The 14,047-nt window shown below is 62.0% G+C and carries 9 protein-coding genes; 1 reads left to right on the top strand and 8 read right to left on the bottom strand.

Annotated features, from left to right (window positions below; all coding sequences use genetic code 11):
• Window positions 1-122: 122 nt before the first annotated feature.
• The 4 genes from ilvC to CWB41_RS06520 form a co-directional block, all read right to left on the bottom strand.
• Window positions 123-1,142 (bottom strand): ketol-acid reductoisomerase, encoded by a 1,020-nt coding sequence (ilvC, locus tag CWB41_RS06535; RefSeq protein WP_115835036.1) that lies wholly within the window; start codon window positions 1,140-1,142, stop codon window positions 123-125.
• A gap of 295 nt (window positions 1,143-1,437) precedes the next feature.
• The gene (ilvN, locus tag CWB41_RS06530; RefSeq protein ID WP_115835479.1) at window positions 1,438-1,989 is read right to left on the bottom strand and encodes an acetolactate synthase small subunit; all 552 of its coding nucleotides are present in this window, start codon (window positions 1,987-1,989) and stop codon (window positions 1,438-1,440) included.
• A 17-nt stretch (window positions 1,990-2,006) separates the two neighbouring features.
• Window positions 2,007-3,767, bottom strand: a complete 1,761-nt coding sequence (locus CWB41_RS06525) for an acetolactate synthase 3 large subunit (protein ID WP_115835037.1) — start codon at window positions 3,765-3,767, stop codon at window positions 2,007-2,009.
• A gap of 299 nt (window positions 3,768-4,066) precedes the next feature.
• On the bottom strand, window positions 4,067-4,780 hold the full coding sequence (locus tag CWB41_RS06520; RefSeq protein ID WP_115835038.1) for a hypothetical protein: 714 nt from the start codon (window positions 4,778-4,780) through the stop codon (window positions 4,067-4,069).
• Between the two features lie 157 nt (window positions 4,781-4,937).
• Between CWB41_RS06520 and CWB41_RS06515 the strand changes: the two genes are divergently transcribed.
• The gene (locus CWB41_RS06515) at window positions 4,938-5,648 is read left to right on the top strand and encodes a haloacid dehalogenase type II (protein WP_245411123.1); all 711 of its coding nucleotides are present in this window, start codon (window positions 4,938-4,940) and stop codon (window positions 5,646-5,648) included.
• Between the two features lie 5 nt (window positions 5,649-5,653).
• Here CWB41_RS06515 and CWB41_RS06510 read toward each other — a convergent pair whose 3' ends face one another.
• From CWB41_RS06510 to CWB41_RS06495, 4 genes are read right to left on the bottom strand one after another with little or no spacing between them, the layout of a single operon-like run.
• Complete coding sequence (locus CWB41_RS06510) at window positions 5,654-6,868, bottom strand: HAD-IIIA family hydrolase (RefSeq protein WP_115835039.1); 1,215 nt, start codon at window positions 6,866-6,868, stop codon at window positions 5,654-5,656.
• 2 nt (window positions 6,869-6,870) lie between these two features.
• Window positions 6,871-7,464, bottom strand: a complete 594-nt coding sequence (locus CWB41_RS06505; protein ID WP_115835040.1) for a D-sedoheptulose 7-phosphate isomerase — start codon at window positions 7,462-7,464, stop codon at window positions 6,871-6,873.
• Complete coding sequence (locus CWB41_RS06500) at window positions 7,446-8,525, bottom strand: GHMP family kinase ATP-binding protein (RefSeq protein WP_207206634.1); 1,080 nt, start codon at window positions 8,523-8,525, stop codon at window positions 7,446-7,448. Before CWB41_RS06500 ends, CWB41_RS06505 begins: the two co-directional genes overlap by 19 nt.
• 22 nt (window positions 8,526-8,547) lie before the next feature.
• Window positions 8,548-13,950, bottom strand: a complete 5,403-nt coding sequence (locus tag CWB41_RS06495) for an FkbM family methyltransferase (protein WP_115835041.1) — start codon at window positions 13,948-13,950, stop codon at window positions 8,548-8,550.
• Between the last annotated feature and the right edge of the window lie 97 nt (window positions 13,951-14,047).

Here is a 14,047-nt window from a genome sequence, read left to right as displayed (position 1 = left end):
TCTCTCCTCTAAAAATGCGCATATGCACCTATATGGACCGATGTATGGAAAATTTCGAATGGATCAAGCCGGGCCGGCGGAAAAAAGCCCGGCGCCGTATGAGACGCCGGGCACGATCTGGTTTAATTCTTTTCCTTGTCGACCAGCTTGTTGGCGCCGATCCAGGGCATCATGGCGCGCAGCTTGGCGCCGACCTGCTCGATCGGATGCGCCTGCGCCTTGGCACGGCTCGCCTTGAACGAAGTCTGGTTGACCTTGTTTTCCAGCATCCATTCGCGCGTGAATTTGCCGGTCTGGATGTCGTCGAGGATTTTCTTCATCTCGGCCTTGGTCGCCGGCGTTACGACGCGCGGACCGCTGACATATTCGCCATATTCGGCGGTGTTCGAGATCGAATAATTCATGTTGGCGATGCCGCCCTCATAGATGAGGTCGACAATCAGCTTCACCTCGTGCAGGCACTCGAAATAAGCCATTTCCGGCGCATAGCCCGCCTCGACCAGCGTCTCGAAGCCGTTGCGGATCAGTTCGACGAGGCCGCCGCAAAGCACCGCCTGCTCGCCGAAAAGGTCCGTCTCGCATTCCTCGCGGAAGGTCGTTTCAATGATGCCGGCGCGGCCGCCACCGATGGCCGACGCATAGGAAAGCGCGAGATCATGGGCATTGCCCGTCGCGTCCTGCGCCACAGCAATAAGACAGGGAACGCCGCCGCCGCGCTTGTATTCCGAGCGCACCGTGTGGCCGGGGCCCTTTGGCGCCACCATCAGCACGTCGAGATCCTTGCGCGGCTCGATGAGATTGAAATGGATCGAAAGCCCATGCGCGAACAGCAGCGCGGCGCCTTGCTTCAGATTGGCGGCGAGCTGTTCGCGATAGATATCGCTCTGCAATTCGTCCGGCGTCAGCACCATGACGACATCGGCGATCTTCGCGGCCTCGGCAACGGACAGAACCTTGAGTCCCTCGCCGGCGGCCTTCTTCGCGGTGCTTGAGCCCTCGCGCAGCGCGACGATGACATCCTTGACGCCGGAATCGCGCAGGTTGAGGGCATGAGCATGGCCCTGGCTGCCATAGCCGATGACGGCGACCTTCTTGCCCTTGATGAGATTGAGGTCGGCATCACGATCGTAATATACGCGCATGTTATTCGGTTTCCTTTTTAGAAGACCATCGGTCTCAGTTTAATTTCAAAGTGACTTGCTCGTGCGCGACTTTGCGCAATTCGGAGCGTCCCCCATCGCCACTGAGGGATCGCATCTCGCAACGAACAACCGCGCCAGGCGGAAACTCCCACTTTTCGTCATCCGGCATAGGACCAAGCACGAAATAGCAGGCATTCTCCAATGGTTGCGCTTGAACGGGACGCCATACATCCACGCCTTCATCGATAAGAGGCATAAATATCGTGATAGGCACGACAGACATAGATAGCGCGCCTCAGGTCGGGGCCTTGCCGCGCGTCATGGCGGCAATACCGGTGCGGGCGACTTCGACAAGGCCGAGTGGCCGCATCAATTCGACGAATTCGTCGATCTTCGAGGCCGCGCCGGTAAGCTCAAAAACAAAGGATTCGGTTGTCGTGTCGATGACGCGGGCGTGGAAAATCTCGCCGAGCCGCAGCGCCTCCTGCCGCGGCGTGCCGGTGCCGACGACCTTGATCATCGCCAATTCCCGCTCGATCGCATTGCCGCGCAGCGTCAAGTCCTTGACGACATGGACCGGCACGAGCCGCTCCAATTGATGGCCGATCTGCTCGATCGCCGCCGCCGGCCCGGAGGTGACGACCGTGATGCGCGATAAGTGCTCGGCATGCGCGATCTCGGCGACCGTCAGGCTCTCGATATTGTAGCCGCGCCCGGAAAACAGGCCCACGACCCGCGCCAGCACGCCCGGCTCGTTGTCGACGACAACGGAGAGCGTATGCGTCTCGATATTTTCCTTGCCGAGCGCCGAGGAATAGGGCGAGAGCGGCGCGATGGGGGCGTTCATGTCAGCCATTCCCGATCTCAGACGAGGACTTTGCCGGCCGAATCGATCACATCTCCGATCGCTTCGTCGGTATCCGGCAGGATCATCTCATTATGCGCCTTGCCCGATGGGATCATCGGCAGGCAATTCTCGGTCTTGTCGATGAGGCAATCGAAAACGACCATGTTCGGCGTCTCGATCATCTCGGCGATGGCCGCATCGAGATCGGCCGGGTCGGAGCAGCGGATGCCGTGGCCGCCGAAGGATTCGACCAGCTTGACGAAATCGGGGAGCGCCTCGGAATAGCTCTCCGAATAGCGGCCGCCATGCAGCAGCTCCTGCCATTGTCGCACCATGCCGAGATATTCGTTGTTGAGGATGAAGACCTTCACCGGCAGGCGATATTGCGCCGCTGTCGAAAGCTCCTGGATGTTCATCAGGATCGAGCCTTCGCCGGCGATATCGACGACGAGCGCATGGGGATGGGCCATCTGCGCGCCGATCGCGGCCGGCAGGCCATAGCCCATCGTCCCGAGGCCGCCGCTGGTCATCCAGCGGTTCGGCTCGTCAAAATGAAAGTGCTGTGCGGCCCACATCTGATGCTGGCCGACCTCGGTCGTGATGTAAGTGTCGCGTCCTTTGGTCGCCGCATAGAGCCGCTCGATCGCATATTGCGGCTTGATGATTTTGTCGGAGTTCCGATAGGCGAGCGACTTGCGCGCCCGCCATGTGTCGATTTGCGCCCACCAGCCGCTCAGCGCTTCGGCATCCACCTTCTCGCCGCGCGCCTTCCAGCGCGCAAGCAGAGCCGCGATGACGTGGGCGCAATCGCCGATGATGCCGAGATCGACCTTGACGTTCTTGTTGATCGAGGACGGATCGATATCGATGTGAATTTTCTTCGAGCCCGGCGAGAACTGGTCGAGCCGGCCGGTGATCCGATCGTCGAAGCGGGAGCCGACAGCGATGATGAGATCGCAATCGTGCATCGCATTGTTGGCCTCGAAGGTGCCGTGCATGCCGAGCATGCCGAGCCACTTCGGGTCATGCGCCGGGAAGGCACCAAGACCCATCAAGGTCGAGGTGACGGGATAGCCGGTCACGGCGACGAGGTCGCGCAACAGCCGCGAGGCCTCCGGCCCGGAATTGATGACGCCGCCGCCGGTATAGAAGATCGGCCTTTTGGCGGCCGCCATCAGGCTCACCGCCTCTTCGATCTTCTCCGGGTCACCCTCGAGCCGGGGATGATAGGTCTTATGCTCGACGTTCTTGGGACCGAAATATTCGCCGCGGGCGAATTGCACATCCTTCGGAATGTCGATGACGACAGGGCCCGGCCGGCCGTGCTGGGCGACATAGAAGGCCTCGTGCAGGACGCGCGGCAGATCCTCGATCGAGCGGACGAGATAATTGTGCTTGGTGCAATGGCGGGTGATGCCCACCGTATCGCATTCCTGGAAGGCGTCGGAGCCGATCAAATGCGTCGGCACCTGGCCGGTGATACAGATGAGCGGGATCGAATCCATCAGGGCATCGGTGAGGCCGGTGATAGAATTGGTCGCGCCGGGGCCGGAGGTGACGAGCATGACGCCGACCCGGCCGCTGGAGCGGGCATAGCCCTCGGCCGCATGGGCCGCGCCCTGCTCATGGCGGACCAGCACGTGGCGCAGGCCCGTCTGCTGATAGAGCACGTCGTAGATCGGCAGGACGGCGCCGCCGGGATAGCCGAACAGCGTATCGACGCCCTGGTCCTTCAGGGCCTCGACCACCATTTCCGCGCCGGTCATTATGCGTGTCATGTCGTCCTCCGCGGGCTTTCTGCGGGATTTAGGAAATTTGGGCAATAAAAAAGGCCCCAGGGGGCCTCGGGCAGCGCCAGATGCGAGAACCGGGGGTCTATCCCCGTCCCGTCTCTGACGCCAAGCTTACGATAAGGTCCGTCCGCACGTCTGACTCTCCAATTCGTCCGGTGACATTTAGACGAAGGCAGGCGAATTGGCAACCGGCCTATTCAGGGCGGTAGACCCGCATTTTTTAAGTAGCGCGGGCTTTCCATCCGGGCGATGCGCTCGATGTCTTCCCCCCACCGGCTTTGCCTTCAGCCGTGATGCTCCGAGGACTCAGCCTCGTCCGTCCCGAAGACGGATCCCGGTTGAACCCCGGCCCCGGAACCACCGCCGGCGCCGCCCAGCATGTTGCCATCTTTCATTCCGCCGCCTTGCTTGCCATCGTCGCCGTCGCGCTCGCCCTTGCCGCGGCCACCCGAAGCGGATGGACGCGCAGGGCCTTGCGCCGGAATCGCGAGGTCGGCTGGGATCGGATCGATATCGAGAGCCTTGCGAATGAAATTGCGAAGAGAGACGACAAGCTCATGCGTATGGACGGGATGACCGGCCACCAAATCGTTCGCGGCGCGCAGGGCGAGGCGGACCTGCTCTTCAGTGCCGAGCAAGATGATATCCGACAAGGCCGCCTCAACCGAATCGCGAATGCGCCGCCGCCTATCCGAACCATCGGCGACCGTTGCATCCAAGGTTCCAGGAGCCGCTTTACCCGCGTCCGGCGGCTGACGCGACTCTCGCAAATGCCTCGGATCGACGGCCAGATCGCCGGTAAACGATCCGCCAAGCACCTTATAAGCGGCAATCAGCGCGCGCAGGCGTTCATTGATCTGGCGGTTCAGTCTTTCGCGGCGTTGCTGGATCGACAGCATGAGGAGCAAGCGGACACCAACGCCTATAAGTGTCAGAAGCGCCAGGCCGATCAGTGTCACAAGCAAGCTATGCCATGAACTGAAATCGAGATTTCTCATCACCGGCTCCTCACCACGATGTCGAACATTGATAAGCCACGGACCCGGAATTGCACAAACACGTCGATCGCCGCGTCAACAACGGCGCGGAATCATCGCTTGTTCCTATTGCCTTTGTAATCCAAGACAAACCGCAAATCAGCCAAGGGGGAATGCGTTGCCCTTATCGACTTTGAAGGCCCTGTTTTTCGACGTCTTCGGCACCCTGGTCGATTTCCGCACCGGCGTGGCGCAAGAGGCCGAACGTCTGCTGTCGCCGCTTGGTGCGCGGCTCGACTGGGGCGCGTTCGCCGACGCCTGGCGTGCCGAATATCAGCCCGGCATGGAGGTGATCCGTGCCGGGCACGAAGGCTACGTCCGGCTCGATATCGTCCACCGGCGCAACCTCGATCGCATCCTGCCCCGTTTCGGCCTCGCGGACGTCGATGAGGCTGCGAGGGGCGAATTAAACCTTGCCTGGCATCGGTTGGACGCCTGGCCGGAGGTGCCAGCGGCGCTCGCCCGGCTGCGCAGGCGCTTTCGGATCGCGCCGCTCTCGAACGGCAATATCGCGCTGCAAGCCGATCTTGCCCGACGCAACGACTTCCACTGGGACGCGATCCTCGGCGCCGACCTCTCCCGCGATTATAAGCCGAAGCCGCGGCTTTATCTCGACGCCGTCGAAGCCTTAGGCCTCGCGCCGGGGGACTGCCTGATGGTCGCCTGCCACAGCAGCGACCTCGCGACCGCGGCGAGCCACGGCCTGCGCACCGCCCATATCGCACGGCCGAACGAGCATGGCCCCGGCAAGGGCGAAGGCGCGCCATCCGTCCCCGTCGATTTCGCCGCGGCCGACCTCGCGGCGCTGGCCGACGCCCTCGGCGTTTAGCCGGCTCAAGCCTTGCGCGAAATCAGCGCCCGAACGTGCGGCAACAGCCCTTCCGGTCCGATCCTGAGACTCGCGATACCGGCCGCCTGCCCGGCGGCAACATCGATGTCCTTGTCGCCCGCCATGAAACTGCCGGCGAGGTCGACCGGCCAATGGGTAATCAGGTCGCGCAACATGCCGGGGCCGGGCTTTCGCCAGGTGTGCTCGCCGCGATAGGCTTCGACCGTCGCCTCCGGGTGAAAGGCGCAATAACGGAAATCGTCGATATGCGCGCCGCGATTCCGCAACTCGCCCTGTATCCAGGCGTGGAGCGATTCGACGTCCTCCTCGCGATAGAAACCGTGCGCGACACCCGCCTGATTGGTCACGACGAAGACATAGAAGCCTGCGTCATTGAGCAGGCGGATGGCCTCGACCGCCCCCGGCAGCCAATGAAAATCGGCGATGCGATGCACATAGTGTCGATCCTCGTTGAGCGTGCCATCGCGATCGAGAAAGGCTGCCGGCCGTTCTCGCCAGTTCGGCAGCAGAGTCTGCGCGCGGGAAAAATCTTCCGGAACACCGATATCGATAAAGCCTCCCGACGCGCGAAACGCACGCAATTGCCCGGCCTCGGCCAGCGCGGGCAACACATCCCGCTCCAGGCTGCATTGCGGCCGCAGCGCCGCGACGATCTCGCGCGAGACGAGATAAACGCCCGAGTTGACATCGCCCGGCCCCGCCTGCTCCGGCCGGTCGCGGAAGCGACGCACCGCCCCATCGTCGGTCTCGACGACGCCGTAACGGCTGGCGTCCGCCAAAGGCCGCAGGCCGAGCGTGGCGACAGCGCGGTCCGAACCCTCGACCGTCATGAGCGAAAGCCAATTGAAGTTGAACCAGGAATCGCCGTTCAGCAGATAGAAATGTTCATCGAGCAACTCCCGCGCCTGCCAAAGCGCGCCGCCCGTCCCCGCCGGCTTTTCCTCGACAAGCAGATCGATCTGAAGCCGCAGCCGCTCCGCGATATCGCTCCCGGCGAGATAATACGCGACCTGATCGGCCCGATAGCCGGCGAGAAGCAGCACCCTTTTGAAGCCGAAGCGTGCCGCCTCGAGCAGGAGATATTCGAGGAAAGGCCGACCCGCGACCGCGAGCAAGGGCTTCGGCATATTCGCCGTAAGCGCGCCGAGCCGCGTGCCGAGGCCGCCGACGAGAATGACGCATTGCTCCGGCGCGCGCATTCCTAGCCTTTCGGGCACAGAGCGGATTCAACCAGACCACAGATGATATGCGCCGCCGTGATATGCAATTGCTGGATCATCGGCGTGCGGCGCGAGGGCGCGTTGAGCAGCAAATCACTATAGCCCGCCATCGGGCCGCCGTCGGCGCCGGTGAAGCCGATCGTTCGCAGCCCCTTCTCCCGCGCGACCGCGAGCGCCGCGAGAATATTCCTGGAATGCCCGGAGGTCGATATGCCGACGAAAACATCCGCAGGCCGGCCGAGCCCGGCGACCTGACGGGCGAAGACCTGCTCATAGCCATAATCGTTGCCGATAGCGGTGAGCACCGACGTATCCGTCGTCAAGGCGAGCCCCGCGAGCGGCGCGCGATCGTAATTGAGACGCGAGACGAACTCCCCAGCGATATGCTGCGCGTCCGCGGCGCTGCCGCCATTGCCGGCGAACAGAACCTTGCCGCCTTCATGCAAGGACAAAATGATCGCCGATGCGATCGCCTCGATCTGGCGCGCGAAAGCTTCCGATTGCGCGGCGGCGGTCAGCACCTCCAGCGATTCCGCCAGTTCCGCCGCGATGAAGTCTAGGGATTGACGCGCCACGTCTCGGCTCCGACGTCGACGAAATGAACCGGGTGCGCGTCGGCGCCCGTGGCACGCATGGCTGAGACAAGCCGGTAGCGATTTTCCGGATCGGTGACGAACATCATGAAGCCGCCGCCGCCCGCGCCGGAGACCTTGCCCGCCCAGGCGCCGTTTTCCATGGCAACGTCATAGAGCTGGCGAATCAACGCGGTGGTTATGCCGTCGGCGGTCCTCTGTTTCGCGGTCCACGACCGGTTCAGAATCGCCGCCAGGCCGCGAAGATCGCCGCGCAGCAGCGCGCTCTTCATCTCCACCGCATCGGCCTTCAATTGATGCAGCCCCTCGATCGTCGCCGCATGGTGCGTCTCAATCCCCTTGAGCTGCGCGCCAATGATCTCATCGGAGCGGCGCGACTGGCCGGTGAAGCAGACGACCAGCGCCGCTTCCAGCTCGTTGAGCGCCGAGCGCGACACGCGCAGCGGATTCACGATGACACGGTCCTGCGACAGAAACTCGATGAAGTTCATGCCGCCGAACGCCGCCGCGTATTGGTCCTGCTTGCCGCCGGCCAGGCCGAGATCAACGCGCTCGATCCGATAGGCGAGATGGGCGACGTCATAAGGCCCGAGCGGCAGCGCGAAAGCCGCGCGGAAAGCCTCGACCAAAGCGACGACAAGCGCGGAGGACGAGCCGAGGCCCGATCCCGGCGGCGCGTCCACTGTCGTCGAAACTTCGATCGAGGGCGCTACGCCACCGAGAAAGTCCCGGACGATCCGATTGTAGACCGCGCGATGCAGCGGCAAGGCGCCCTGCATCGGAAGATCGGCCTCTGCCGCAAGCTCTTCCTCGACGCCGACATCGCTGGCCCGGAACCGGACACGCCCCGCTTCGAGCGGCCGCATATGCGCATAGGCGTAACGGTCGATCGTCACGTTCAGCACCGCGCCGCCATAAGCCTCGCAATAGCTCGGCAAGTCCGTGCCGCCGCCCGCAAGGCCGAGACGCAGAGGCGCGCGCGAGCGCATCGGCCGCACTGCGCCGTCCTCGGCAAGGATGCTCGGAATTTTTTCTAGACGCATGTGTCTTTGCCGTACTGAGTGCTCATGGCTGTGATTTTTCCAATGCGGCTCTCGCGTCCTCGCGCAGGCGGTCCATAAGATGCTCGACATCTCCGGGGACGGCGATGAGGTAATGGGGAACCAGGCGATCCGTATACGGCCTTACGAAATCGTCCCGCGTAAAGGGCCGGCCGAGCAAATCGTAAAGATGATATTCGAGCTGTTCGAACAGACCGAAAAACTCATCTTCGCTGTATCCCGCGACGGCAGCGGCATCGGCTCGCCCGCACTCCAATGCGATGACCGGCTTCTGGCGGAGCAGTAATTCCGTCGCACCGAGCAAGGCGTGATAGTCACCGCTTTCGAGATCGAGCTTGATGAAGCGGATGGGTTTTTCAGCCAATGTATCCAGGCGAAAGCGCGGAACTTCGATGACTTCGACGGCTTTGTCAGCACCGACGAACCGGCGCGCAATACTTGAAAGCCAGGGCTCGTCGCTCATCAAATGAAACGATGTTTCGCCCTCGACGTCGGCAAGAGCCTCGACGCGCACTTTGACCTGCGGCATCTCGGCGGCGGCTGAAGCTATGCAATCTGCGAGCGGGCGGATCGGCTCGAACGCAAAAACTTCTCCTGTTTCTCCAACGAGGCGAGCCATAGGGAGCGTATGCATGCCGACATGCGCTCCGCCATCCACGGCGCTGTCCCCAGCCTTGAGAACGTGCGAATAGCACGCCTCGATCAGGGTCTCGAACACGCCGTCTCTGTCCTGCAAATCGAATAGGCGGCCCGCCTCGTCGTCCGATAACGGCCTCTGGCTGTCCCGGTCGCTCAGCTTCTCGACCGGCTGGCTGGATACATCGGCCGTCTTCACATGCAGCGCGGCGAGAAAGGCCTCGCGCGCTTTCGCCTCGTTGAAGCGGGTATCGATGACACGTCGCCCGGCTTCGGCCAGCGAGAGCAGCAGCGCATCGTCCTTGTAAAGGCGCACGACATGCGCCGCGATCTCCGCCGGTGTCGTTCCGACGAGGACCTCGACGCCAGGTTTGAGACCAATTCCCTCGCTGCCAATCGGCGTCGTGACGACGGGCACGCCCTGTTCGAGGCTGGAAACGATCTTGCCCTTGACACCGGCGCCATAACGCAGCGGGCTGACCGACATGCGGGCCCGAGCGTAATAGGGCTCGAGTTGCGGCACGAAGCCGATGACCTCCACGCGATCCCGCGCGAGCTGTTGAACCTCCGGCGGCGGCCTGCTGCCGATCAACATGACGCGTGCTTCGGGAACCTGCGCCCAGACGAGCGGCATGACCTCCTCGACCAATACTTTCGCCGCATCGACATTCGGCACATGCCCATAGCCGCCGACAAAAATGATCTCCTTACGGAGCGGCAGCGGCGCCGCCTCCGCGGGCGGCTTGGCGGCACTCTTGTAAAAATACGGCGGAAGCACGCGCACTTCCGCGCCCGGCGCGAGTGCGGCGATAATCTCCGCCTCCTCAGCGCTCGGCGTCGTGACGCAATCGACCGATTTGAAGATCTTGATCTCGATCGGCTTCAGCCTTTTGCTCTCCGACAGAGCCCAGGCATCGCCTTCGATCTCGTAACGCCGCTGCTCCCGCAGATAATGCAGATCATGCGTATAATACAGCAGCCGCGCGTGCGTCTTCTTGCGGATATGTTTGATGTAATGCGGCGCGACGTCCGGGCGTGCGACCCAGACGAAATCGATGAACCGCCCGGCGCGATCGAGCCAGGCCGAAAAACTCACCTCGCCATAGATGACTTCGACGCCGGCCTGTTGCAACTCCCGCGTATAGGGCTGCGTCGCTTCCAGCGCATGCGGCCAGTAAATGACCTTGAAGCCGCTCCCGGCGAGGAGGCGCATATATTGCGTCGTCGTCAGTGCGCCGGCGTGCTTGTCATATTCCGGCACCACGTCGTCGATGATGAGGATGGTTCCATGTTCGGCGGGGTGCGCGCGGGCGCGGAATATGTCGGACTCTCCCTCGGCCTGCGTCAGTAGCCGCTGCGCCCATTTCTCGACAAAGCGGCCATGATTGATCGCGGATTGCCGATCGCGAACCTCGATGCCGTAAGAGGCGCTTCCCAGATGGTAGACCTCGCTCGCCGGCTGATAGAGGACGCGATAGCCCTTGTCTTGCAAGGCGAAGGCGAGGTCGAACTCCTCGTAAAACGCCGGGGCGTAACGCGGATCAAAGCCGCCAACCTCCTCGAACGCCGTGCGGCGGACGAGCATGGAGGCGCCGATGACGCAATCAACCTCGCGGACGAAATTCAATTCCGGCAGGCCGGCGTCCAATCCGCGCCCGTAGGGATAGCCCCAGCCGTTGCGGAAGATCGTGCCGCCGGCCTCCTGCACGGAGCCGTCGTAGTTGAGCAGCTTGCCGCCGATCATGCCGCTCCGCGGCACCCGATCAGCAAGATCGACGAGCGACTTGAGCCAGCCCCGGGTGACGATCGTATCGTTGTTGAGGAAGAGGATGAATTCCTCATCCGTGATCTCGGCCGCACGATTGCAGGTGCGCAGGAAGCCGAGATTCTCGGCGTTGGCGACGATCTCGACGCCGGGATGATCCGTCAGCAACGGGCCGACCGGGCGCTCCGGGCAATCATCGACGACGACAAGCCTGTACGCGACATCGCTGCCGCTCAGCCGGCTGATCGAGGTCAGACAGCGATAGGTATCGAAATAGCTCTTATAGGCCGGAACGACGATCGCGACGCGCGCGGTATCCTTATGAGACGGCAGCGGAAATGGCGCCCGGATGTCGGGATCATCGCCGAGCGCCCGTGAGCCAAGACGCCCCTCGCTCAATCCGCGCCGCACATAATGCGCATAAGGGTCGAGGCCCGTCGCGACGACATCCGGATATTTCGTCAGATACCAGTCGGCCTCGAAGAGCGGATGAACGGCGAACTTTCGTGCCTGCCCGCAGCGAACATAATGCACCAAAGCGTTGCCGCCATAGACATCCACGTCCGGATGCTCGAAGGCATATCCCCTGGCGTCGAAAACGGCGTTGGGCGCATGGCCCGCGCGCGCTCCCTGGGTAACATAATGGAGCAAGGAATTGATGCCGTCCGTCCGCCCCCGCGAATAGGTCCGGCGATAAAAGGCGTCGTCGAAAAGCGGATGCGGGTCGGCGTCCTCGCCATTCGGGGCGCTGAGGAAATGCAGCAGCGGGTTTTCGATCGTCCCTGCGTCCGGGAGTTGGTCAAGATAATATTTCGCGTCGAAGAGTGGATGGGGATTTCGCCGCTCCCGCGCGCCATAGGCGACATAATGGATGAGCGGATTCATGCCGCTCGCGGCGACATCGGCATTGGTGTCGAGGTAATAACCCGTATCAAACAGGGGGTGCGGGTTGCGCCGCTCGCGGCCGCCCTCAAGGATATAGTGCAAGAACGGATCGACGCCGGCCGCGGCGACATCCGGATTGGCGCCAAGATAATAGTCAACATCGAAGAGCGGGTGCGCGCGAAGCCGCGCGCGGCTGCCCTGCGTGACATAGTGCAGAAACGGATCGAGGCCGCTCGCGGCAACCTGCGGGTTTGTTCTCAGATAATAGTCGGCGTCGAAGAGGCCGAACGGAATGCGATTGGCCGCACGACCATGACGAATGAAATCGACCAGCGGATTGATCTCGCGCCGGCCCTGCAAATATCTGTGGCGATAATAGCCGCAATCGAAAAGCGGATGGGGATTCGCGCATTCCCATTTTGATTGGCTCAGGAAATGCAGCAGGGCGTTTTCGATCTTCTCCGGCGCGCTCAATTGCGAGAGATAATATTCCGTATTGAAAAAGAAATGCGGATCGCGCCCTTCCCGCGCACCGCGGAGCACATAATGCTCCACAGGATCGCCGGATATGTCGGGATTATGCGCGAGATAATAGGCAGGGTCGAAAATTCCCGAGTCCCGGACCGCCTCGATCTGCCGGCGAACACGATAACGCTGCCATGGACGCCGCAATTTCCCTGCAGTCTCGCGCCAAGCCGATCGGCGTTTGGCTTGCGCGGCGAGCAGCGCATCGAGGCTTTGTTGCAATTCCGCGGCTTGTTTCCGGGCGCTCTCCAAACCCTGTTCAAGTGCCGCGACATAACGACCGCGCTGGCTCGAGGCCTCCTCGAACTGCCGCCGCTCGCGATCGCGCTCCGCCAAGAGTTGGCGGAGCTCTTCCATAAGCGTTTCGACACCGCGCCTGTGTTCGCGCAGACCCTCATCAAAACGCTGACACGCCGAGGCGTAAATCTGCTCGATCTGCAGCGAGCTTCCTTTCAACTCGGAGACGCGGCGCTCCCGCTCGCGCAGACCTTCGTCGAACCGTTGCCGCTCGAAGGCACGGATCTGCTCGATCTGCAGCGCGCCACCTTCCAGTTCAACAATGCGGCGTTCACGTTCATTCAATTTCGCCAGGAGGATTTCTCGCTGCCCGTCCTCATCCTTCTGATCGACACGCATTTCATCGGAAAGATCGGCGACAGCTTCGGCTGACTCGGCGGCAATGGCCTTGAACCGCGGCAGTTGCGCTTCGAAAACCGCGATCCGCGCCGCGATGTCGGCAGCCAAAGCGGAATCGACCGCGGGGCCGAGTTCGTATTGCAAGAGTTTGAGAATTGCGTCGGGACGCAACAGATAGGGCGCCCTGCTGAAACAATCCCAGAGGCCGGGCAAAGATATGACCGGCGCGATATTGAGCTGATACTGCGTGAGCCCTGCCGCAAGATCGGACGCGAAGGCCGCCGATATACCGACGGAAGCGGCAAAATCCTCCCATTTCGCGGGCAGATCGATCGCGGCGCCACTGTCCCAAAACGCGAAGGGCCGTTTATAGGCCGCGGCGACGATGGCGCCGTGCAAAGAGGCGGAGAGTACGAAGTCCGCAGACGCGATCGCGTCGATAAAGGCCTCGATATCGCTCTCATGTGAGCCGATATTCGGCCGCAAGACCAGATCCGCCCCGCTCTGGGCAAGCAGGAAATCGTCCGGGCGCCGATCATGAAAATGCGGAACGCAGACGGACTTGCCGGTGAATTTCCTGCGTTGCCTCGGCTGATAGAGCGCCGGCAGAAACAGAGCCGGATCGCCGATCGGAATCTCGGCCCCGAGCGCCAATTCGCTGACCGATAAAGGCCCACGGACCGAGAGAATCTCGACCCTTTTTTGCTTCTCGGGACTGAGGCCGCCGCGTTCCCGGATACCGCCGCCCCAAACGATGAGCGGTTCACGTGTATCGGGCGCGGGACGTCCCCTTGGATAATCTTCAGGGACGAAGTCGTCGTGCAGGCAGCTTCCTATGATCCGGACCCGGACCGCGCGCCTGAGAGTGCGAAGGAAAAGTCGCTCGGACAAGTATAGCGACAGAGCGTCGCCAAAATTTTGCTCGGCCTCACCCTTAAGCCAAAAAACAAGTTCATCCATTTGGACAAAAATAAATGAGAAATGGCAGGTCTAGAAAGACCTCCGAGCTATATTTTTAGTAGCGATACAGATTCATGCTGTCCAGTTGACGTAGGGT

It is taken from the genome of Methylovirgula ligni (assembly GCF_004135935.1).
Lineage (GTDB): Bacteria > Pseudomonadota > Alphaproteobacteria > Rhizobiales > Beijerinckiaceae > Methylovirgula > Methylovirgula ligni.
This window is presented reverse-complemented; position numbering and strand designations above follow the sequence as displayed.